This is a genomic window from Qipengyuania sp. MTN3-11, assembly GCF_042851825.1.
GTDB lineage: Bacteria > Pseudomonadota > Alphaproteobacteria > Sphingomonadales > Sphingomonadaceae > Qipengyuania.
Genome location: NZ_BTGM01000004.1, coordinates 166,287 through 185,662 on the forward strand (window position 1 = coordinate 166,287; position 19,376 = coordinate 185,662).

The window sequence follows — 19,376 nt, forward strand, 5'->3', positions numbered from 1 at the left end:
GCTATATCGCGCGCGATTCCACGGCGGCAAGCGCTCGCGGATTATTGTCCTCAGTCGAAGGCTTGCGGCGCGGGCTGGACGATGACCACCTGATCGCCGCGAACCTCGCGTACCTCCATCGCTCTCTGAACCACGCCGTCGCGACCGAAGCGGAACGCCCCGTCGAGCCCGAGGAAGCCGCCGGTATCGTAGAGTTCGCTCGTCGGAAAGTCGGTCCCGACACGCCAGTCGCGCGCGATCCGCAGGGTGAGGAGCACGGCGTCGTAGCCAAGCGTCGCGATGCGATAGGGCTGGCTGCCGAAGCGCGCCTCGTAGCTGTCGACGAAGCGCTTGTAGCGGCTGTCGGACACCGCCGAGAAGATCGCGCCCTCGAGCGCGGCCGAGCGGGTCACCGAGGCCTCGCCGCTCCACAGTTCGGTGCCGACGATGAGCGGCTTTTGCGGCCCCGATCGCAATGCCGCGGCCCCCTGGGCGGCAAGCCGCGCGCCGTCCGCGACGATCACAGCGTCGTAGATCCCGCGATCGGCGAGCCTTTGCGCGGCACTGGTGATCGAGGTGTTGCCGCGGTCGTAGAATTCGCTCCCGACGAGGCGCCCGCCGAAGCCGGCGAGGGTCTGCTGCAAGGCAGCTTCGGCGCGCCGACCGTATTCGCCATCCGGCGCGAGCACGGCAAAGTTGTTCGCTCCCTCCTGCGCGTTGGCATAGCGGACCGAGCGCGCGATCGACTGTTCGGGTATTTGGCCCATGACGAAGACGTCGGGCGAGGCGACCGAGGCGTTGTTGGAAAAGGAGATCAGCGGCACGTCGGCCGGCCGCGCCTCGGCCAGGATCGGTCCGACGTTCTCGCCCATAAGCGGCCCCAGGATGAGCTTGTTGCCATCGGCCACCGCGCGCCGCGCCGCATCGCGGGCTCCGGCCGCGGTGTCGTAGGCGGTGATGCGCAGATTGTCGGCGCTGGTGTCGAGGATCGCCATGGTCGTCGCATTGGCGATCGCCTGCCCGACCGCGCCGTTGCTGCCCGACATCGGCACCAGCAGCGCGACACGGTGACGCGTCTGGTCCTCTGGCAGGTCGCTGGCGCTCGGGGTCGGGGTGGGCGCGGGTTCGACCGGCCGGCTCGCGGGTTCGGCCCCGCGCGGAATCACCGAACAGGCGCCGAGCAGCGCGGCCATTCCGCCGATCGCCAGGCCCCTTCTGGTGATCGAATGGGTGATCGAAAATCGCTTCATGCTTGCCCCGTCCCTCTGTTCGCGTTCATGGATGCGGAGTGAGCGCGCCCGCACCCGATCCCGAACCCCTGTCTCCCGGTCTCTATATCGTTGCCACCCCGATTGGCAATTTGGGCGATATCACATTGCGGGCAATCGATATTCTGCGGCGCTGCGACGGGGTAGCCTGCGAGGACACGCGCGTCACCGGAAAGCTCCTCAAGCATCTCGGCATATCGCGCCCGCTGTGGCGCTACGACGATCACAGCGAGCCCCGCGACCGCGAACGGCTGGTCGATTCGATGGCGACCCGTTCGGTGGCGCTGGTCAGCGATGCGGGCACCCCGCTGGTGAGCGACCCCGGCTATCGCCTCGTCAACGATGCGCGCGCGCAGGGCGTGCCGGTGACCGTGATTCCCGGCGCGAGTGCGGCGATTGCCGGACTTACGGTGAGCGGAATGCCCAACGACCGTTTCCTGTTCGCGGGATTTCTACCGGGAAAGGACAAGGCGCGGCGCGAAACGCTGGAGGAACTCGCCGGCATCGACGCGACGCTGGTGTTCTACGAGACCGCGCCGCGCCTGCTCAAATCGCTCGCGCAGATCGAGCAGAGCCTCCCCAATCGCGACATCGCCGTCGCGCGCGAGCTGACCAAGATGCACGAGGAATGCCGGCGCGGGCTGGCGGCGGGTCTGATCGCCTGGTTCGAGGCGCATCCGCCCAAGGGCGAGATCGTCCTGCTGGTCGGGCCGCCGCCGGAAACGACGGCCAGCGGGGACGATGTCGACCGCCTGCTGCTCGACGCCATGCAGTCGGAAAAGCCCTCCCGCGCCGCGGCGCTCGTCGCCAAGCAAACGGGCCGCGAGCGATCCGCGCTCTATGGCCGGGCGCTGGAACTGCGCGAGAAATGAAGCGGCAGCTCGCCGAGAAGAGCGGGCGCGAGGGCGAAAGACGCGCGGCCTTCTGGCTGAAAGCGAAAGGTTGGCAGGTGCTCGACACCCGCGTGAAGACGCCTGCGGGCGAGATCGACCTCGTCGCCAGACGCGGCGGCATCGTCGCCTTCGTCGAGGTCAAGTGGCGGCGGCGCAAGCAGGACCTCGACCATGCGATCGACGAATACCGCCTTTCGCGGGTGGCGGCCGCAGCGGAAGCGGTTGCGCACCGCTATGCCGAACAGGGCGAGGACATACGGATCGACGTGCTCCTCCTTGCGCCGGGAGCCTTCCCCCGCCACATCGCCAACGCCTGGCAGCCCTGAGACTGCCGCCTCAGTAAGCAAGGAACGCCCATGACCCTCCGCGTCGCCGTCCAGATGGACCCGATGGAATCGATCAGGATCGCCGGCGATTCGACCTTTGCGCTGATGGAATCGGCGCAGGCGAGGGGGCACTCGCTGTTCCACTACGATGTCGGCACGCTCGCCTGGGAAAGCGACGGCAGCCCGCGCGGCCGCATCACTGCAAAGGGTACCCCCGTCACGGTGCGGCGCGTTGAGGGCGACCACTTTACTGCCGAAGAAGCGCGCCGCATCGACCTGGCGCGCGACATCGATGTCGTCCTGATGCGGCAGGACCCGCCTTTCGACCTCGGCTATATAAGCGCCGCCTTCATCCTCGACCGGCTGCGGGGCGAGACGCTGGTGGTCAACGATCCGCGCGAGGTGGTGAACGCGCCCGAAAAGATGTTCGTGCTGGATTACGCGCATTTCATGCCGCCCACGCTGATCGCGCGCTCGCTGGACGAAGTGCGCACCTTCCAGCGCACCCACGGCGCGGTGGTGGTCAAGCCGCTGCACGGCAACGGCGGCAAGGCGATCTTCCGGATCGAGGCGGATGGCACCAACCTTTCGGCGCTGTTCGAGGTGTTCAACCGAATCTGGCCCGAACCGCACATGGTCCAGCCCTTCCTCCCCGAAGTCAGCGAGGGCGACAAGCGGATCGTGCTGGTCGACGGCGAGGTCACCGGCGCGATCAACCGCTTTCCGGGCGAGGGGGAGTTCCGCTCCAATCTCGCGCAGGGCGGCCATGCCGAAGCCGCCGGCCTGACCGCGCGCGAGGAGGAAATCTGCGCCGCCATGGGTCCGGAGCTCAAACGGCGCGGCCTCGTCTTCGTCGGCATCGACGTGATCGGCGGAAAGTGGCTGACCGAGATCAACGTCACCAGCCCGACCGGCATCGTCGCCATCGACCGGTTCAACGGCACCGACACCGGCGCGCTGATCTGGGATGCGATCGAGCGGCGGCTTTCGAACCGATAGCGCTTCCGCGCGTTGGGCGGACATGAACGAATTCATCATCGAGGCGATCCGGCAGGGCGGGCTGCTCGGCATCTTCGTACTGATGGCGCTGGAGAACATCTTCCCGCCGATGCCGTCAGAAGTCATCATGGGCTTCGCCGGCGTGCTGGTCGCGCGCGGCCAGATGGACTTCTGGCCGGTGCTGGCGATCGGCACGCTCGGCACGGTGACCGGCAATCTCTTCTGGTACTGGCTCGGCGTGCGCTGGAGCGAGGCGCAGGTCCAGCGCTTCGTCGAGCGGCGCGGCCGTTGGCTGACGATGGACTGGGACGATTTCCAGCGCGCCCGCAAGGTGTTCCGCCGGCACGGGGAGTGGATCGTCTTCACCCTGCGCTTCTCGCCTTTCCTGCGAACGATCATCTCGCTCCCCGCCGGCCTCGCGAGGATGAAGCTGTGGCGGTTCCTGCTGTTCACCTTCCTGGGATCGCTGATCTGGAACGGTGCGCTGCTGTTCGGGGGACAGATGCTCGCCGGGCTGATCACCGAATACGAGGCGGCAGCGACCTGGGCGGTCGGCGGGCTGATCGCGGTGGGGGTGATCTGGTACGTCTACCGCGTCGTCACCTGGAAACCGCGCGGGGAGGGCTAGTCCTGCTCCCGCGGATGGGCGGTGCGATAGGTTTCCAGCAAGGCCGCAGCATCGACCTTGGTGTAGATCTGCGTCGAGCCCAGGCTCGCATGGCCCAGCAGTTCCTGCAGGCTCCTGAGGTCCGCCCCCGCACCGAGCAGGTGGGTGGCGAAGCTGTGGCGCAGCGCGTGGGGGGTCGCGGTGGCGGGCAGGCCGAGCGCGGCGCGCGCCCGCGCGGTCGCCTTTTGCACCATGCCCTGCGACAACGGGCCGCCCTTGGCCCCGCAGAACAGCGGGCCATCGCGCTCGATCGGCCAGGGGCAGTGCGCGGCGTAATCCGCCACCGCCTCGCGCACCAGCGGGATGATCGGCACCACCCGCTGCTTGCCGCCCTTGCCGGTAACGGTGATCCGCTCGCCCAGCGGCAGATCGCCGCCGGTCAGCGACAGAGCCTCGGCGATCCGCAAGCCGCAGCCATAGAGCAAAAGCAGCACCGCCCGGTCGCGCGCGCCGATCCATTCCTCGCTCGCCTGCTCCGCGACTTCTTCGGCCAGGCTGCGGGCATCGTCGGGGGTGACGGGGCGGGGCAGGCCTTTCTTCAGCCGCGGGCCGCGCAGCCGCGACGCCTCGCCGTCGCGCCCGGTCCGGTCGCGCGCGAAGCCGAGCAGCGCTTTCAGCGCCGACAGCTCGCGCGCGGCCGAGGCGTTGGACAGGCCCTCCGCGCGGCGCCGGGCGAGCTGCGCGCGCAACTCCGCGGTCCCGAGCGCGGCGATGTCATGCCAACCTTGCGGATCGTGAACGGCGAAGAGCCGCCGTGCCGCGCCGCAATAAGCGCGCACGGTGTGCGGCGAACGGCGCCGTCCGGTTTCGAGATACGCCCGCCATTCCTCCAGCAGATCGGCAGTGCTCACGCTGCGACCAGCTCGTCGGCGACGATCTCGCCGAGCAACGCGTCGAGCAGGGGCATCCCCGCCTCGGTAACGCTGAGCCGGTCGCCGTCCCGCCAGACCAGCCCGGCATCGGCGTAGCGCCTGGTCCTGTCGGCATCGACCAGATGGTCGTGCCGGATCCCGAAGCGGGTCTCGATCGCGCCGAGATCGATTCCCTCGGTCAGCCGCAGCCCCATCAGCAGCGCCTCGGCCGCCTGCTCGCGGTGCCCGAGTGTGCGCTCCTCGGCGATGCCGTGGCCGCTTTCCGCGATCCGTGCGAGGTAGTTCTCGGGCTTCTTGAGCCGGGTCGTCGCCACGCCGCCGCGGCGTCCGTGTGCCCCGGGACCGATGCCGAGATAGTCGCGGTAGCGCCAGTAGGCGAGGTTGTGGCGGCTCTCCTGCCCAGGCACCGCATGGTTGCTGATCTCGTAGGCCGGACGCCCCGCCGCCGCGGTCATCTGCCGGGTGAGGGCGAAGAGGTCGGCCGCCGGATCGTCGGCCAGCGGATCGAACAGGCGCCGACGGACATCGGTGGCGAAGCGCGTGTTGGGTTCGATGGTGAGCTGGTAGAGCGAGAGGTGATCGGTCCCAAGCGCCAGCGCCCGGGCGAGTTCGTCGCTCCAGGCGTCCTCGGCTTGATCGGGGCGGGCGTAGATGAGGTCGATCGACACGCGGGCGAAATGGCTTTGCGCGATCTCGACGGCCTGCAGCGCTTCTTCGGCTCCGTGCAGCCGCCCGAGGAAACGCAACGCCGCATCGTCGAGAGACTGCACTCCGAGCGAAACCCTGTTGATACCGACCGCAGCGAGATCGGCGAATTTCTCCGCCTCGACCGAGGACGGATTGGCTTCCAGCGTCACCTCGACGTCGTCGGCGAAACCGAACAGCGCTTCGGCCTCGCGCAGCAGGGCGGCGACCAGCGAGGGCGGCATCAGGCTCGGCGTGCCGCCGCCGAAGAACACGCTCCGCAGCGGCCGGGCTTCGACCAAGCCCGCTTCGTGGCGCAGGTCGGCCAGCAGCGCCGCTTCCCACGCCGAAGTGTCGGTGCGCTCCCGGACATGGCTGTTGAAGTCGCAATAAGGGCATTTGGCCAGGCAGAAGGGCCAGTGGATGTAGAGGGCGTCAACCATACCGGCTTAAGAATTCGTTAAGGAAAATTGGCACAAACCTGAATGCATGAAGGGATGGATCGAGAGGGGCGCATGCCTTGCGAGCGCGTTCGGGTGTCTGTTTGCCACGGGTTTGCCGCATGCCGCAAGCGCAGGTGCGCGCGAGCCGGCACCTCCGGTAATTCACACCCACGCGAACGCCTCGATCGAGCGCCGCCTCCTCGCCTCGCACAATGGCGAACGCGCACGGCTCGGGCTGGAGCCGCTGAAATGGAACCGCCATCTGCAGAGCGAGGCCGCCGAATGGGCCCGCGAACTGAGCCGTCGCGGCACGCTCGAACATGCTTCCCGCGATGTCCGCAACGGGACCGGCGAGAATTTGTGGATGGGAACCGCCGGCGTCTGGGACGTCGAGCGCATGGTCGGCATGTTCCTCGATGAGCGCCGCCATTACCGCCACGACAATTTTCCCGAGATCTCGCGCACCGGCAATTGGGCCGATGTCGGCCATTACACCCAGATCGTCTGGCGTGACACCAGGGAGGTCGGCTGCGCGGTCCACACCGAACGCGGCAACGACGTGCTTGTCTGTCGTTACTGGCCGGCCGGCAACGTCTGGGGCGCGCGCGCCTATTGACGCCTAGCCGAACTGTTCGGCAACGAGCTTGGCGAAGGCATCGGCGCGGTGGCTGATGCGGTGCTTTTCCGCCGGGTCGATCTCGGCGAAGGTCTTGTCCATGCCCTCGGGCACGAAGACCGGATCGTAACCGAAGCCCATCTCTCCGCGCGGGGGCCAGGTCAGCGTGCCGGGCGCCTTGCCTTCGTAGACCGCGCTGTCCCCGTCGGGCCAGGCGACCGCGAGCACGCAATGGAAGGCGCAGCCGCGCGGCGTGTCGGGTCCCTTGGCCTGCAACATCCCCTCGACCTTGCCCATCGCCATGTACCAGTCCCGGCCCGGATCGCCTTCGAACCACTGCCGCTCCGCCCAGTCGGCGGTATAGACCCCCGGACGTCCGTCGAGCGCTTCGACCGACAGCCCGCTGTCGTCCGCCAGCGCGGGGAGGCCAGCCGCCTCCGCCGCGGCCCGCGCCTTGATCATCGCGTTCTGGACGAAAGTCGTGCCCGTTTCCGCCGGTTCTGGCAGGCCCAGCGATCCGGCGGAGAGGCACTTGACCCCGTACGGTTCCAGCAGCGCGGAAATCTCCTTGAGCTTGCCCGCATTGTGCGTGGCGATCACCAGCGAGCCGGAGCCGAGGCGTCCCGCGTTTTGGGGGGTCATTTCGAGACCGCCTCCTCCTGCGCGGCGAAGATGCGGTCGCAGCCCATTCTTGCGAGGCGGAGCAGGCGCAGCAGCGCTTCCTCGTCATAGGGCGCGCCTTCCGCCGTCGCCTGCGCCTCGGCGATCTTGCCGCCTTCCATCAGCACGAAATTGGCATCCGCCTCGGCATTGGAATCCTCCGGATAATCGAGGTCCAGCACCGGCGTGCCCTTGTAGATCCCGCAGGAGATGGCCGCGACCTTGGAGGAGATCGGATCCTCGGCGATCAGACCCTGCTCCAGGAGCCCGTTCACCGCGAGACGCAGCGCGACCCAGGCGCCTGAAATCGACGCGGTCCGCGTGCCGCCGTCGGCCTGAAGCACGTCGCAATCGAGTGTGATCTGGCGCTCGCCGAGCTTTTTCAGATCGACCACGGCGCGCAGCGACCGGCCGATCAGCCGCTGGATTTCCTGCGTCCGGCCGCCCTGCTTGCCCTTCACCGCCTCGCGCATGCCGCGGGTGTGGGTGGAGCGCGGAAGCATCGAGTATTCGCCGGTCACCCAGCCTTCGCCCTTGCCGCGCAGCCACGGCGGGATGCGCTCTTCGATGCTGGCGTTGCACAGCACCTTAGTCTCGCCGAAGCTGATCAGGCACGATCCCTCGGCATGCTTGGTGAAGCCGGTCTCGATGGTGATGGCGCGCATTTCGTCGGGCGCACGTCCGGAAGGTCTCATTTCGGTCTCCGCGATGGTGTCGTGGCGCGCGATAGGCGCGGGAGGGTTGAGGCGGCAAGGGGATGGTCTAGATAAAGCGCATGGCCTCTCCTCCTCTCACCGAACTGACCGACCGGGCGCGCGACATCTTCCGCCTGGTGGTGGAAGGCTATCTCGCCAGCGGTCAGCCGGTCGGCTCCAAGGCATTGGCGGGATCGCGCACGGAGGGCGGGGGCGGGCTCAACCTGTCGCCCGCCTCGATCCGCTCGGTCCTCGCCGAGCTCGAACAGCGTGGCCTGCTCGCCGCGCCGCATACCAGCGCCGGGCGGATGCCGACGGAAAGCGGGTTGCGGCTGTTCGTCGATGCGATGATGCAGGTGGCGGAACCCACGGCGGAGGAACGCGCTGCTATCGAGCAGCGGCTGGGCGAACCGGGTCCGATCGAACAGGCGCTGGAGGAAACGAGCGCGCTGCTGTCCGACCTCTCGGGCGCTGCCGGGATGGTCATGGTGCCAGGCCGCGAGCCGCGCCTTGCGCAAGTCTCGCTGACCGCGCTCGATGCCCAGCGCGTGCTGGCAGTTCTGGTGTCGGAGGATGGGCAGGTGGAAAACCGCATCCTTGCGCTTCCCGCCGAAGCGGTCGGCACTTCGCTGGAACAGGCCAGCAATTTCCTCACCGCCCGCGCGCGTGGGCGCACGCTCGCCGAAGCGGCGAAGGCGGTGGCGGAAGAGATTTCCAGCGAACGCAATGCGCTCGACGAGGCGAGCCGCGACCTGGTTGCCCGGGGCATCGCCACCTGGACAGAGGACACGGCCAAGCGGCCGGTCCTGATCGTGCGCGGCCAAGCCAAGCTGCTCGACGATGCCGCACTGACCGACATCGAGCGGGTCCGGTCCCTGCTCGACGATCTCGAATCGAAAGAATCGCTCGCCTCGCTGCTCGAACGCGCACGCAAGGCGGAGGCGACGCGCATCTTCATCGGCAGCGAGAACCGGCTGTTCTCGCTCTCCGGCTCCTCGGTCATCGCCGCGCCCTATCGGGATCGCGAGGGACGGGTGGTCGGTGTCCTTGGCGTGATCGGGCCGACTCGGTTGAATTACGCGCGTGTCGTCCCCATGGTTGATTTCACCGCCCGCCAGCTGGGCAAGCGTATCGGAAAACTGGAACAATCGTGATCGACGGAAACGGACAGCCGCGTGACGAAGCGGCGGAAAAGGAACTCGAAGGCGTCCCCGAGGACATGCTCGAGGACGAGGAAAGCGACGATGACGCCGACGGCGCGCTGGACGATGCGCTGGCTGCGCTGCGCGGCGATCTGGAAACCGCCAAGCAGGACGTGCTCTATGCCCGCGCCGAAACGCAGAACGTGCGCCGGCGGCTGGAAAAGGACGTGCAGGACGCGCGCAATTACGCCGCCACGGGATTTGCGCGCGATATCCTGAGCGTTGCCGACAATCTCGCCCGCGCGGTCGAATCGGTCCCGGCCGAATTCCGCAAGGACGACAAGATGAAGGGGTTCATCGCCGGGATCGAGGCCACCCAGCGCGAGCTCGACAAGGTCTTCGGCCAGCACGGCATCACCCGCATCGCCGCCAGAGGCATGCCGCTCGATCCCAACCAGCATCAGGCGATGATCGAGATTCCGACCGACGAGCACGAGCCCGGCACGGTGGTCCAGGAAATGCAGGCCGGTTACATGATCAAGGACCGGCTGCTGCGCCCGGCCATGGTCGGCGTGGCGAAGAAGCCCGGCTGATCAAAGCGGGACGCGGGAACATCGGCCGATTCCGTCCGTAGTCCTGGGATCAGGGACCACTTCGGAGAACATCGATGAAAACGAAACTCTTGCTCGCCCCCGCGCTCGCCATGTCCACGCTGGGCCTTGGTGCCTGCGCCGAAAATTACGCCGTCGAGGGCGCTGGTCTGGGTGCCGCCGCCGGTGCCGGTCTTGCCGCCATCACCGGAGGTGATTTCGAAACCTACGCGCTCGCCGGTGCCGCGATCGGCGGCGTGGTGGGTTACGCCACCGACAAGAACGATCGCTGCGACGGATATTACGACAACGGCCGGTATGTCGACGACGACTGCCGTTACGACGATCGCTACGCCCGTTACTGGTAAGCCTTCGGCGCTAGAAACGACAAGGGCCGTCCGTGGTTTCGGGCGGCCTTTTTCGTGCGGAAGCCAAAGCACGCGCCCCCGCAATGCCGATTTGCGAGCGAACCTTCCCTTTCACCTCGCTCCGGGAAATCGCACCAGCATGTCGTAGGCGGAAACGTCCGGCGCGCCGGCCAGCCTGATGCCGTTTCTCAACCAGAAGGCATGCTTCACGATCTCGGCCTGCTGCTCGATGCCGTAGCGGGTGAGCGGCCATCCGGGCTTGAGGCTGTAGTCGTACCGCGCCCACGGCATTCGGTTGAGCACCAGGTACCAGTCCCCGCGGTTCTGGACCTGCCAGACATGGGTGAGCTCATGTATCAGCAAGCCTTGGCGAATAACGCTCTCGCGCGCGAAATCGTCGCAATAGCTCTCGCCGCGCGGGTGGAAGTGAAGGTGGCCGCGCGGGGCCATGGTGACCTTGCGCGGCTGGAAGAACGCCCATTTGCGCCGACGCAGGGCGACGCGGTCGTAATCGATGGCCGTACCGAAGACGCCGCGGGCGAGCGCGATCTCGCCCGCCGTCATCGCCCGCTCGCCGCCGACGGGGCAGGGCGGGGGCGTCTCGTCCTCGGCGCCGAGAGCCGGGCTCAAGGCTCGTTCAGCGCTCTTCGCCGGCGGCCATCACCGGGACATCGAAGCTCTGCTTGTCGCCGCCGGCGATGGTGAAGGTCACCTCCGTGGTGCCCCCGGCCTGAAGTTCGGGCGAAAGTTCGAACGCCATCACGTGCTTGCCGCCGGGTTCGAAGCTGACCCGATCGCCGGGCTGGAGCGTAAGGCCCGGCATCTCCATCATCGTCATCTCGAAATCATATTCCATCACGTCGTGAAGCTCGGCCCGTGCGGCATCCGCGACATCGACGCTGCGGATCGCGACCCCGCGCTCCCCGTCGTAGGCGATGTCCATGTAGATCGCCGCCGGATTGCCCGCCACCGGCGGCAGCATCAGCCGGGCATTGCTGATGGAGAGGCCCGGAATTCCCTCTTCCGCCGAGACCGCCGTCTCCTCCGGTTCGCTCGAACAGGCGGCGATGGCGAGACACGAAAGCGATAGTGCGGCGGCGATGGAAAACTGTTTCGACATGGTTGCTGGCCCCTCTTCTCTGCGGGCGATTTTCTACCCGCTGGCGTCCCTTGTGCCAAGGAAATGCGCTCCTATATCCCCTGCGTCAACCGAGCCGCCGACCGATCTTGCCAAGGACGGGAGACCGAAAGTGCGGCGTCCAACGAACTGAACGAGATGGGGAAACCATGGCAAAAGTAATCGGTATCGACCTCGGCACCACCAACAGCTGCGTGGCCGTCATGGATGGGGGCAAACCCAAGGTCATCGAGAATTCCGAAGGCGCGCGCACCACGCCTTCCATCGTCGCCTTCACCAAGGATGGAGAGCGGCTCATCGGCCAGCCGGCCAAGCGCCAGGCGGTCACCAACCCCGACAACACCCTGTTCGCGATCAAGCGCCTGATCGGCCGCCGCTTCGACGATCCGATGACCAAGAAGGACATGGACCTCGTCCCCTATGACATCGTCAAGGGCAAGAACGGCGACGCTTGGGTCGAGGCCGGTGGCGAGCATTACTCCCCCAGCCAGGTTTCCGCCTTCATTCTCCAGAAGATGAAGGAAACCGCCGAGAGCTATCTCGGCGAGGACGTGAAGCAGGCCGTGATCACCGTGCCCGCCTATTTCAACGACGCCCAGCGCCAGGCGACCAAGGATGCCGGCCAGATCGCCGGTCTCGAGGTTCTGCGCATCATCAACGAGCCGACCGCGGCCGCGCTCGCCTACGGAATGGACAAGGAAGACGGCAAGACGATCGCGGTCTACGACCTCGGCGGCGGCACCTTCGACGTGTCCGTGCTGGAAATCGGCGACGGCGTCTTCGAGGTGAAGTCGACCAATGGCGACACCTTCCTGGGCGGCGAGGATTTCGACCAGGCGATCGTCGAATATCTCGCCGACCAGTTCAAGAAGAAGGAAAACATGGACCTGCGGAGCGACAAGCTCGCGCTGCAGCGTCTCAAGGAAGCGGCCGAGAAGGCGAAGATCGAGCTGTCGAGCTCGCAGACCACCGAGGTCAACCTGCCCTTCATTACCGCCCGCATGGAAGGCGGCAGCTCCACGCCGCTGCACCTCGTCGAAACGATCAGCCGCTCCGATCTCGAAAAGATGGTCGGCGACCTGATCAAGCGTACGCTCGAGCCTTGCAAGAAGGCGCTCGAGGATGCCGGCGTCACAAAGGACGGCATCGACGAGGTGATCCTCGTCGGCGGCATGACCCGCATGCCCAAGGTGCGACAGGTGGTCGAGGAGTTCTTCGGCTCCAAGCCGCACACCGGCGTCAATCCGGACGAGGTCGTCGCCATGGGTGCGGCGATCCAGGCGGGCGTGCTGCAGGGCGACGTCAAGGACGTGCTGCTGCTCGACGTGACCCCGCTCTCGCTCGGTATCGAGACGCTGGGCGGCGTGTTCACCCGGATGATCGACCGCAACACCACGATCCCGACCAAGAAGACGCAGACCTACTCCACCGCCGAGGACAATCAGCAGGCGGTGACGATCCGCGTGTTCCAGGGCGAGCGCGAGATGGCGGCGGACAACAAGATGCTCGGCCAGTTCGATCTGGTCGGCATTCCCGCCGCGCCGCGCGGCGTCCCGCAGATCGAGGTCACTTTCGACATCGACGCCAACGGGATCGTCAACGTCAGTGCCAAGGACAAGGGCACCGGCAAGGAACAGCAGATCCGCATCCAGGCCTCGGGTGGCCTATCCGACAGCGACATCGACCAGATGGTCCAGGACGCCGAGAAATTCGCCGAGGAGGACAAGAAGCGGCGCGCCTCGGCCGAAGCTCGCAACCAAGCGGACAGCCTGGTCCACGCGACCGAGAAGCAGATCGAGGAGCATGGCGACAAGATCGACGCCGGCCTCAAGTCCGAGGTCGAAGCCAAGATCGCCGAGGTCAAGACCGCGCTCGAGGGCGACGATGCCGAAGCCATCGAGGCGAAGGCCAAGGAACTGACCGACGTCGCGATGAAGATGGGTCAGCAGATCTACGAACAGGAGCAGGCCAAGGGCGCCGACGCCGCTCCGGACGGCGATTCCGGCACGGATGGAAAGCCTGCCGACGACGACGTGGTCGACGCCGAATTCTCCGAAGTCGACGAAGACAACAAGGGTTGAGCCCGATGAAACGCTGCCCGCCGCCGGTGCATTATAGCTCCGGTGGCGGCTAGCGTTCGGGCGATACGAACATCATGTCGGCAATGGATATCGATTTCTACGAGCTTCTCGGCGTGTCGCGCGATGCGGACGGGGGGACTATCAAGTCCGCCTATCGCAAGCTCGCGATGAAGCATCATCCGGACCGCAACCCGGGATGCAGCGAGAGCGAGGCGACCTTCAAGGCGATCAGCGTCGCCTACGATTGCCTCAAGGACCCGCAGAAGCGTGCAGCCTACGACCGTTACGGCCACCAGGCCTTCATGCAGGGCGCGGGCGGCGGTGGCGGCCCGCAGGACTTCGGCGATATCGGCGATATCTTCGAGACCATCTTCGGCCAAGCCTTCGGTGGCGGCGGACGCGCACGTCCGCGCCGCGGCGCCGACTTGCGTTACGACATGGAGATCACGCTCGAGGATGCCTTCCACGGCAAATCGACCGAGATCGCGATCGAGGTCAGCGAGACCTGCGACACCTGCCACGGCTCCGGAGCGACGCCCGGGACCAGCGCGCGCACCTGCAACCTATGCGCCGGCCACGGCAAGGTCCGCGCCAAGCAGGGCTTCTTCGTGGTCGAGCGGCCATGCCCCAATTGCCACGGGCGCGGCGAAGTCATCACCTCGCCCTGCCGCGACTGCCGCGGGGAAGGGCGGGTCGACAAGGAACAGCGGATCGATGTCGAGATTCCGCCCGGTGTCGACACCGGCACCCGCATCCGCTTGTCGGGCAAGGGCGAGGCCGGGCCGCGCGGCGCACCTTCCGGCGATCTCTACATTTTCGTCCATCTCAAGCCGCACCCGATCTTCCAGCGCGAAGGGACCACTCTGGCGACGCGGGTCCCGGTGAGCTTCACCACCGCCGCGCTCGGCGGAGAGATCGAGTTGCGCGATCTCGCGGGCGAACCGGTCACCCTGTCGGTTCCGGCAGGCCTCCAATCGGGCCGGCAATTGCGCCAGCGCGGCAGCGGCATGCCGGTGCTCCAGGGCCGGGGCCGCGGGGATCTGGTGGTCGAGATCGCGGTCGAAACGCCGACCAAGCTCAGCAAGGAACAAAAAGCGCTGCTCCAGCAGTTCCGCGACACCGAAACGGGCGAGGAGTGCCCCGAAAGCCGCGGCTTCTTCGAAAAATTGAAGACCGCCTTCGCGTCCTGATCAGGCGCCCAGCCGGGCCTCGACCTCCTCTCGCAGCCGGTCGAGCAAGCCGCCGTTGCAGCGACCCGCCTCCTGCTCCTCCTCGAGTATCGCAAGGAACAGCTGGCGCTTGAATGCCCGACTGCGGGTATCTTCGATCCCCTCTTCCACGGTCGAGCAGACCAGGTCGACCATCCGTTCGGCTCCGTGCAGCCGGCCCCATAGATAGTCGTTTTCGCGATAGGCGCGGCTGAAGAAGGCGCCAAAATTGTAGAACTCCGTTCCCCTCAGCGTTGCCTGAGTGCCGCCTTCGCGGATGCTCCTGGCGTCCTCGGGAGAGATGCGGTCGACCTTGACCGGGTCGAATTCGGTCAGCCCCTCGTTGCGCAGCAGCGCCAGCGTGGCGACGTCGTAATAGGGAAAGCCGAGATAGGTCAGCAGCATTCGCCGCTTGAGGTTCTTCGGCATCGCTTCGAGGGCCTGGGCCAGCATCTCCTCGGCTGCCTCGTCGGCTTCGGGCAGTCCGCGCTTCTCGGCCAGCAGATCGAGCATGGTGCCGGGATCGGAAAGCACGTCGCCCGCGGCGTCCGCGAAGTCCGCGCCGAGATTGGCAAGGCCCTCGCGCTCAAAATAAAGCGAGAGAATGTCGTAGACCGCGTCCCGCGCCGCTTCGAGCGCGGTTTCGGAGATGTCCGGATCGGCTTCCCAGTCGCGCGCCAGTCGGCGGGCGAGCAACCGTAGCCGGCGAATGCGAAAACCGATGTCGTGCGAGCGGAAGAAGGAGATCGCCTCTAAATGCGCTCCGCCGGAAGGAGCGGACAGCGTGTCCAGACCCCGCCGCCCGATTTCCTCGCGCAGGGATGCTTCGATGGAAATCTCGTCGGGCAGGCCGAGTTGCGGCGCGGCTTCATGCGCGAGGCGCGCCAGGCGGACCAGAATGCCGGCCAGCTTGGCCTGGGCATAGGCCTGAAAGGCATAGCCCGCCTGCTCGGCCGCGGCCTGCTGTGCGCGTTGTCGCCAGTTCTTGAGCCTCCGGGGTGTCGGCCGGTCGAGGAACAGCGTGCGCCCGAACAGACGGTCGACCGCGTCCTCCACTTCGGGACGCAGCCGATTGACGATTTCGCTCAGCCGCCGCGCCTCGCGGCTCTGCTGCTCCAGCGTCTCGAGATTGTCGCGGATCGGCTGTTCGCGCGGGATCGTCGAGAGCGAACCGAAGATGGCACCGAAGAAACCCACCGGTTCGGCATCCCGCTCGCGCAGCGCGGTGGTGCGGTCCGGGCGCGGATCGATATAGATGAAACGCCGGTCGACCTCGCGCTGGGCGGGCCGCCCGCGCAGCGCGTCCATCGCACCCTCGAACGGCTTGTTGACCAGCACCGATCCGTCGATCAGCGAAACCTCCTGCGATGTCTCGTGCTTGAGATGGATGGGCATGATGCGCTTCAGGAACGCCTCCCGCCCCGGCCAATTGCGCCCGGTCCTGTCGGCCAGACGATCGATCTCGTCGAGCCGCATCGGGGGGAAGGCGCCGGGAAAACTCGCGGTCGCGCGCGCGGCGAAGACCAGTTCGAGCGGGTCGGCGAGATCCTTGCCCGCGGCACCCGGTGTGCGTTCGCGAAAGGCGATGGGCATGCGATGCTCGCTCTCCTCGACCACCGGCGGGCTGTTGATCCGCAGCAGCGAGAGGTAGCCGCGGAAATCGGTCGCGGTGACGAACAGGTCGAGCGGGTGTCCGGCGGGGAGCAGCGGCGGCTCGGCAGGGGTTTGCGCCATCGCCGCGAAGGCCTTTTCGAGCAAGGCCGAGAAATTGCTGCCCGAAAACGGGGGCGCGAACCACCGGCCGCGCACGAGGCGCGAGACCTTGCGACGCACTTCCTCGCGGGTTTCCGGGGCGACGCTCTCGTCGACCATGTTGCCGGGCCGGTCGAGCAGCCAGCCGGCCAGCGGCTGCGCCCAGATCTTCGCGAACCGCCACAGCGGCCGCGCATCGGGATCGGTCAGCTCGTCGACATCGGCCTTGTCCAGCCAGAGCTTGGTCAGCGGCTCGAGCGAATGACCCGAATGGACAGCCTGGGCGAGGAAGACCGCGTTGATCCCGCCGGCGCTGGCACCCGAGAGTATGTCCGGCAGGACGCGCAGCCTGAGCCCGCGATCCTCGCGAATGGCGTCGAATATCTGTGCATAGGCCCGCTGGACCGGTCCCGCAGGATCTCGCCCGGCGTGGACATCGCGGCTTGCCCGGGCAAGATGCCACAGTTCCTTGGTGACCCCGTGCATGTAGACCGCCAGGCTGACTCCGCCATAGCAGACCAGCGCGATCCTGAGCTCCTTCTGCCGCATGACCACGACAGTGGCGCAGGTGCAACCGGAAGGCAATTGCGTTCCACAAATGTTCTGTCTATCGCCCGGGGATGGCCAAGCCCAAACGCCGATATGTCTGCCAGGCCTGCGGCAGCGTCGCCCATCGCTGGCAGGGGCAATGCGCCGATTGCGCCGAGTGGAACACGCTGGTCGAGGATGCCCCGGCGACGGTGTTCTCGCAGAAACACGATCTGTCGAGCGGCGGCAGGGCCGTCGAATTCGTCTCGCTCGACAAACCGGGCGAACTGCCGGCCCGCCGGACGACGGGTCTCGCCGAATTCGACCGGGCGCTGGGCGGCGGACTGGTCCCCGGCTCGGCGATCCTGATGGGCGGCGATCCGGGTATCGGCAAGTCGACCCTGCTGCTCCAGGCCTCGGCGCGGCTGGCCCGCGCGGGCCGGTCCGCGGTCTATGTCAGCGGCGAGGAGGCAACCGCGCAGGTGCGGATGCGCGCGGCCCGGCTCGGACTAGCCGACGCACCGGTGAAACTGGCGGCGGCGACGGGCGTGCGCGACATCCTCACCACGCTGGGGAGCATGGACGCGCCAGACCTGCTGGTGGTCGATTCGATCCAGACCATGCATTCCGACACGATCGAAGGCGCGCCCGGCACCGTAAGCCAGGTCCGCGGCTGCGCGTTCGAACTGATTCGCTATGCCAAGGAGAACGGCGTCGCGCTGGTGCTGGTCGGCCACGTCACCAAGGATGGCAGCATCGCCGGACCGCGCGTGCTCGAACACATGGTCGACGTGGTGATGAGCTTCGAGGGTGAACGCAGCCATCAGTACCGCATCCTGCGCGCGCTCAAGAACCGTTTCGGCGCGGTCGACGAGATCGGCGTCTTCTCGATGGCCTCGGAAGGTCTGGAGGAGGTCGAGAATCCGTCGATGCTGTTCCTCTCCGGCCGCGATCAACCTCTTGCCGGAAGCGCGGTGTTCCCGGCGATGGAGGGAACCCGGCCGGTGCTCGTCGAAATTCAGGCGCTGATCGTCCGCCTCCAGTCCGGTGCGACCCCGCGCCGTGCAGTGGTGGGGTGGGATAGCGGACGTCTCGCCATGCTGCTCGCCGTGCTCGAATCGCGCTGCGGGCTCAACTTCAGCGCGGCGGAGGTCTATCTCAATGTTGCCGGCGGCTATCGCCTTGCCGATCCGGCCGCGGACCTCGCGGTGGGTGCGGCGCTGGTCAGCGCATTGGCGGACAGGCCTTTGCCCGATCGCAGCGTGTGGCTCGGGGAGGTTTCGCTGGCCGGTGAAGTGCGTCCGGTGGCCCACGCCGGCCTGCGCCTGCGCGAGGCGGCAAAGCTCGGTTTCACGCGCGGATATGGTCCATCGGACACCAAGAGCGATCCGTCCGCGCTGAAATTCAGCGGTGTGGGACAATTGAGCAATCTCGTTGACCGGGTAATGGCGAGCGAATAATCCTCGCTCCGGGTCATGACGGGCTTCGATCTCATCGTCCTCGGCGTTGTCGGGGTCGCCGCCGTCGGCGGTTTCCTGCGCGGTTTCGTGCAGGAAATCTTGTCGCTCGCGGCATGGATGCTCGCGGTCTTCGCCATCCGCTATCTCCATACCCCGCTGACCGGCGCGCTTCAGGAACAGATCGGTTACGGCATCGCCACCGCCGTTTTCGCTTTCGCCCTGCTGCTGCTTATTCCCTATGCGGCAATGAAGCTCATCGCCAACAATGTCGGGCAGGCTTCGCGAAACTCGGTGCTCGGCCCGATCGACCGGGTGCTCGGCTTCGGATTCGGCGCGCTGAAGGGCATGGTCATCGTGGTCCTTGCCTTCTCGCTGCTGGTGCTGGGGTACGACACGGTGTGGGGCTTCAAGGGCCGTCCCGACTGGATCACCCAGGCGCGCAGCTACGACCTGATCGATGCAAGTTCGCGCAGCCTGGTCGAGATGATCGCCGAGCGGCGCGCGGTCCTGCGCGGCGAGGGGTCGGAGGACCCGGCATCCCCGGCCGAATGACCGCCGTTCGCGCCGCGCCGCTCTACACGCCGCAGATGCTGGCGCTCGCCGTCGAGCTTGCAGAGCATCCGCTCGCGGACGACATGCGAAGTGAGGCGGAACTGCGCAGCCGGACCTGCGGCAGCACCCTGCGCCTCGGCCTCCGGATCGACGAGGATCGTCGCGTAGTGGGGGTGGGCATGCGGGTATCGGCCTGCGCGGTCGGACAAGCCGCAGCCGCGATCTTCGCTGGCGATGCGCATGGTCGCAACCACGCGGACATCGGCGAGACTCTCGACGGGCTCGAAAACTGGCTTGCCGGACAGGGCATGCAGCCCGGCTGGCGGCGGCTCGAATTTCTCGCGCCGGCGCTGGCCTATTCGGGGCGTCACGAGGCGATCCTCCTCCCGTGGAGAGCGGCACTGGACGCGCTTTCCAACACCGGTACCCCGCGCTAGACCGCGTTCTCCATTCGG

At 67.0% G+C, this 19,376-nt stretch carries 21 protein-coding genes; 13 read left to right on the plus strand and 8 right to left on the minus strand.

The features are described from left to right. Positions 1-50 precede the first annotated feature (50 nt). A complete protein-coding gene (locus tag ACGHN1_RS13600; protein WP_390551402.1) occupies positions 51-1,229 on the minus strand; it encodes a penicillin-binding protein activator in 1,179 nt (392 codons plus the stop codon). 38 nt (positions 1,230-1,267) lie between these two features. Here ACGHN1_RS13600 and rsmI point away from each other — a divergent pair, with 38 nt between their 5' ends. From rsmI to ACGHN1_RS13620, 4 genes are read left to right on the plus strand one after another with little or no spacing between them, the layout of a single operon-like run. Next, a complete protein-coding gene (gene rsmI, locus ACGHN1_RS13605; protein WP_390551403.1) occupies positions 1,268-2,119 on the plus strand; it encodes a 16S rRNA (cytidine(1402)-2'-O)-methyltransferase in 852 nt (283 codons plus the stop codon). Then, positions 2,116-2,466: a YraN family protein gene (locus tag ACGHN1_RS13610; RefSeq protein WP_390551404.1), complete on the plus strand. Its 351-nt coding sequence runs from the start codon at positions 2,116-2,118 to the stop codon at positions 2,464-2,466. The genes rsmI and ACGHN1_RS13610 overlap by 4 nt, the downstream gene beginning before the upstream one ends. A gap of 30 nt (positions 2,467-2,496) precedes the next feature. Then, positions 2,497-3,465 carry a glutathione synthase gene (gshB, locus tag ACGHN1_RS13615; RefSeq protein WP_390551405.1) on the plus strand — a complete coding sequence of 323 codons (969 nt, stop codon included), beginning with the start codon at positions 2,497-2,499 and terminating at the stop codon, positions 3,463-3,465. A 22-nt stretch (positions 3,466-3,487) separates the two neighbouring features. Continuing rightward, entirely contained in the window at positions 3,488-4,093 is a 606-nt protein-coding gene (locus tag ACGHN1_RS13620) for a DedA family protein (protein ID WP_390551406.1), read from the plus strand. Here the strand turns inward: ACGHN1_RS13620 and ACGHN1_RS13625 are convergent. Then, positions 4,090-4,983, minus strand: coding sequence for a tyrosine recombinase XerC (locus ACGHN1_RS13625; RefSeq protein WP_390551407.1), 894 nt, complete (start codon positions 4,981-4,983; stop codon positions 4,090-4,092). The two genes, ACGHN1_RS13620 and ACGHN1_RS13625, sit on opposite strands and share 4 nt — an antisense overlap. Next, positions 4,980-6,131, minus strand: a complete 1,152-nt coding sequence (gene hemW, locus ACGHN1_RS13630) for a radical SAM family heme chaperone HemW (RefSeq protein WP_390551408.1) — start codon at positions 6,129-6,131, stop codon at positions 4,980-4,982. The genes ACGHN1_RS13625 and hemW overlap by 4 nt, the downstream gene beginning before the upstream one ends. 112 nt (positions 6,132-6,243) lie before the next feature. On the opposite strand from hemW, the gene ACGHN1_RS13635 reads away from it, so the two are divergent. Continuing rightward, positions 6,244-6,747, plus strand: a complete 504-nt coding sequence (locus ACGHN1_RS13635) for a CAP domain-containing protein (RefSeq protein WP_390551409.1) — start codon at positions 6,244-6,246, stop codon at positions 6,745-6,747. A gap of 3 nt (positions 6,748-6,750) precedes the next feature. Here the strand turns inward: ACGHN1_RS13635 and rdgB are convergent, their stop codons facing one another. Beyond that, complete coding sequence (rdgB, locus tag ACGHN1_RS13640; RefSeq protein WP_390551410.1) at positions 6,751-7,389, minus strand: RdgB/HAM1 family non-canonical purine NTP pyrophosphatase; 639 nt, start codon at positions 7,387-7,389, stop codon at positions 6,751-6,753. Then, positions 7,386-8,102 (minus strand): ribonuclease PH, encoded by a 717-nt coding sequence (gene rph, locus ACGHN1_RS13645; RefSeq protein ID WP_390551411.1) that lies wholly within the window; start codon positions 8,100-8,102, stop codon positions 7,386-7,388. The genes rdgB and rph overlap by 4 nt, the downstream gene beginning before the upstream one ends. Positions 8,103-8,182: 80 nt before the next feature. Between rph and hrcA the strand changes: the two genes are divergently transcribed. The 3 genes from hrcA (at position 8,183) to ACGHN1_RS13660 (ending at position 10,202) form a co-directional block, all read left to right on the plus strand. Next, positions 8,183-9,256 (plus strand): heat-inducible transcriptional repressor HrcA, encoded by a 1,074-nt coding sequence (gene hrcA, locus ACGHN1_RS13650; RefSeq protein ID WP_390551412.1) that lies wholly within the window; start codon positions 8,183-8,185, stop codon positions 9,254-9,256. After that, complete coding sequence (locus ACGHN1_RS13655) at positions 9,253-9,837, plus strand: nucleotide exchange factor GrpE (protein WP_390551413.1); 585 nt, start codon at positions 9,253-9,255, stop codon at positions 9,835-9,837. Before hrcA ends, ACGHN1_RS13655 begins: the two co-directional genes overlap by 4 nt. Before the next feature lie 74 nt (positions 9,838-9,911). Next, positions 9,912-10,202, plus strand: coding sequence for a hypothetical protein (locus ACGHN1_RS13660; protein WP_390551414.1), 291 nt, complete (start codon positions 9,912-9,914; stop codon positions 10,200-10,202). Between the two features lie 111 nt (positions 10,203-10,313). Here the strand turns inward: ACGHN1_RS13660 and ACGHN1_RS13665 are convergent, their stop codons facing one another. Together ACGHN1_RS13665 and ACGHN1_RS13670 are read right to left on the minus strand one after the other, a co-directional pair. Beyond that, positions 10,314-10,766 (minus strand): vgr related protein, encoded by a 453-nt coding sequence (locus ACGHN1_RS13665; RefSeq protein WP_390551573.1) that lies wholly within the window; start codon positions 10,764-10,766, stop codon positions 10,314-10,316. Positions 10,767-10,839: 73 nt separating this feature from the next. After that, positions 10,840-11,322, minus strand: coding sequence for a copper chaperone PCu(A)C (locus ACGHN1_RS13670; protein ID WP_390551415.1), 483 nt, complete (start codon positions 11,320-11,322; stop codon positions 10,840-10,842). Positions 11,323-11,489: 167 nt separating this feature from the next. Between ACGHN1_RS13670 and dnaK the strand changes: the two genes are divergently transcribed. Together dnaK and dnaJ are read left to right on the plus strand one after the other, a co-directional pair. Beyond that, on the plus strand, positions 11,490-13,421 hold the full coding sequence (gene dnaK, locus ACGHN1_RS13675; RefSeq protein WP_390551416.1) for a molecular chaperone DnaK: 1,932 nt from the start codon (positions 11,490-11,492) through the stop codon (positions 13,419-13,421). Between the two features lie 74 nt (positions 13,422-13,495). Then, complete coding sequence (dnaJ, locus tag ACGHN1_RS13680) at positions 13,496-14,611, plus strand: molecular chaperone DnaJ (protein WP_390551417.1); 1,116 nt, start codon at positions 13,496-13,498, stop codon at positions 14,609-14,611. On the opposite strand, the gene ACGHN1_RS13685 is transcribed toward dnaJ, so the two are convergent. Then, a complete protein-coding gene (locus ACGHN1_RS13685; RefSeq protein WP_390551418.1) occupies positions 14,612-16,930 on the minus strand; it encodes a patatin-like protein in 2,319 nt (772 codons plus the stop codon). Between the two features lie 71 nt (positions 16,931-17,001). Here ACGHN1_RS13685 and radA point away from each other — a divergent pair, with 71 nt between their 5' ends. Genes radA through ACGHN1_RS13700 form a run of 3 tightly spaced genes read left to right on the plus strand, consistent with a single transcriptional unit; the run spans position 17,002 to position 19,358 of the window. Further along, positions 17,002-18,369: a DNA repair protein RadA gene (gene radA / locus ACGHN1_RS13690; protein WP_390551419.1), complete on the plus strand. Its 1,368-nt coding sequence runs from the start codon at positions 17,002-17,004 to the stop codon at positions 18,367-18,369. A gap of 15 nt (positions 18,370-18,384) precedes the next feature. Then, on the plus strand, positions 18,385-18,921 hold the full coding sequence (locus ACGHN1_RS13695; protein WP_390551420.1) for a CvpA family protein: 537 nt from the start codon (positions 18,385-18,387) through the stop codon (positions 18,919-18,921). Further along, positions 18,918-19,358: an iron-sulfur cluster assembly scaffold protein gene (locus ACGHN1_RS13700; RefSeq protein WP_390551421.1), complete on the plus strand. Its 441-nt coding sequence runs from the start codon at positions 18,918-18,920 to the stop codon at positions 19,356-19,358. Before ACGHN1_RS13695 ends, ACGHN1_RS13700 begins: the two co-directional genes overlap by 4 nt. Positions 19,359-19,376 lie beyond the last annotated feature (18 nt).

Coding starts and splice junctions, on each gene's coding strand:
- ACGHN1_RS13600 (WP_390551402.1), bottom strand. CDS start 1,229: ATGAAGCGATTTTCGATCACCCATTCGATCACCAGAAGGGGCCTGGCG.
- ACGHN1_RS13610 (WP_390551404.1), top strand. CDS start 2,116: ATGAAGCGGCAGCTCGCCGAGAAGAGCGGGCGCGAGGGCGAAAGACGC.
- gshB (WP_390551405.1), top strand. CDS start 2,497: ATGACCCTCCGCGTCGCCGTCCAGATGGACCCGATGGAATCGATCAGG.
- ACGHN1_RS13620 (WP_390551406.1), top strand. CDS start 3,488: ATGAACGAATTCATCATCGAGGCGATCCGGCAGGGCGGGCTGCTCGGC.
- hemW (WP_390551408.1), bottom strand. CDS start 6,131: ATGGTTGACGCCCTCTACATCCACTGGCCCTTCTGCCTGGCCAAATGC.
- rdgB (WP_390551410.1), bottom strand. CDS start 7,389: ATGACCCCCCAAAACGCGGGACGCCTCGGCTCCGGCTCGCTGGTGATC.
- rph (WP_390551411.1), bottom strand. CDS start 8,102: ATGAGACCTTCCGGACGTGCGCCCGACGAAATGCGCGCCATCACCATC.
- hrcA (WP_390551412.1), top strand. CDS start 8,183: ATGGCCTCTCCTCCTCTCACCGAACTGACCGACCGGGCGCGCGACATC.
- ACGHN1_RS13660 (WP_390551414.1), top strand. CDS start 9,912: ATGAAAACGAAACTCTTGCTCGCCCCCGCGCTCGCCATGTCCACGCTG.
- ACGHN1_RS13665 (WP_390551573.1), bottom strand. CDS start 10,766: ATGACGGCGGGCGAGATCGCGCTCGCCCGCGGCGTCTTCGGTACGGCC.
- ACGHN1_RS13670 (WP_390551415.1), bottom strand. CDS start 11,322: ATGTCGAAACAGTTTTCCATCGCCGCCGCACTATCGCTTTCGTGTCTC.
- dnaK (WP_390551416.1), top strand. CDS start 11,490: ATGGCAAAAGTAATCGGTATCGACCTCGGCACCACCAACAGCTGCGTG.
- dnaJ (WP_390551417.1), top strand. CDS start 13,496: ATGTCGGCAATGGATATCGATTTCTACGAGCTTCTCGGCGTGTCGCGC.
- ACGHN1_RS13685 (WP_390551418.1), bottom strand. CDS start 16,930: ATGCGGCAGAAGGAGCTCAGGATCGCGCTGGTCTGCTATGGCGGAGTC.
- radA (WP_390551419.1), top strand. CDS start 17,002: ATGGCCAAGCCCAAACGCCGATATGTCTGCCAGGCCTGCGGCAGCGTC.
- ACGHN1_RS13695 (WP_390551420.1), top strand. CDS start 18,385: ATGACGGGCTTCGATCTCATCGTCCTCGGCGTTGTCGGGGTCGCCGCC.
- ACGHN1_RS13700 (WP_390551421.1), top strand. CDS start 18,918: ATGACCGCCGTTCGCGCCGCGCCGCTCTACACGCCGCAGATGCTGGCG.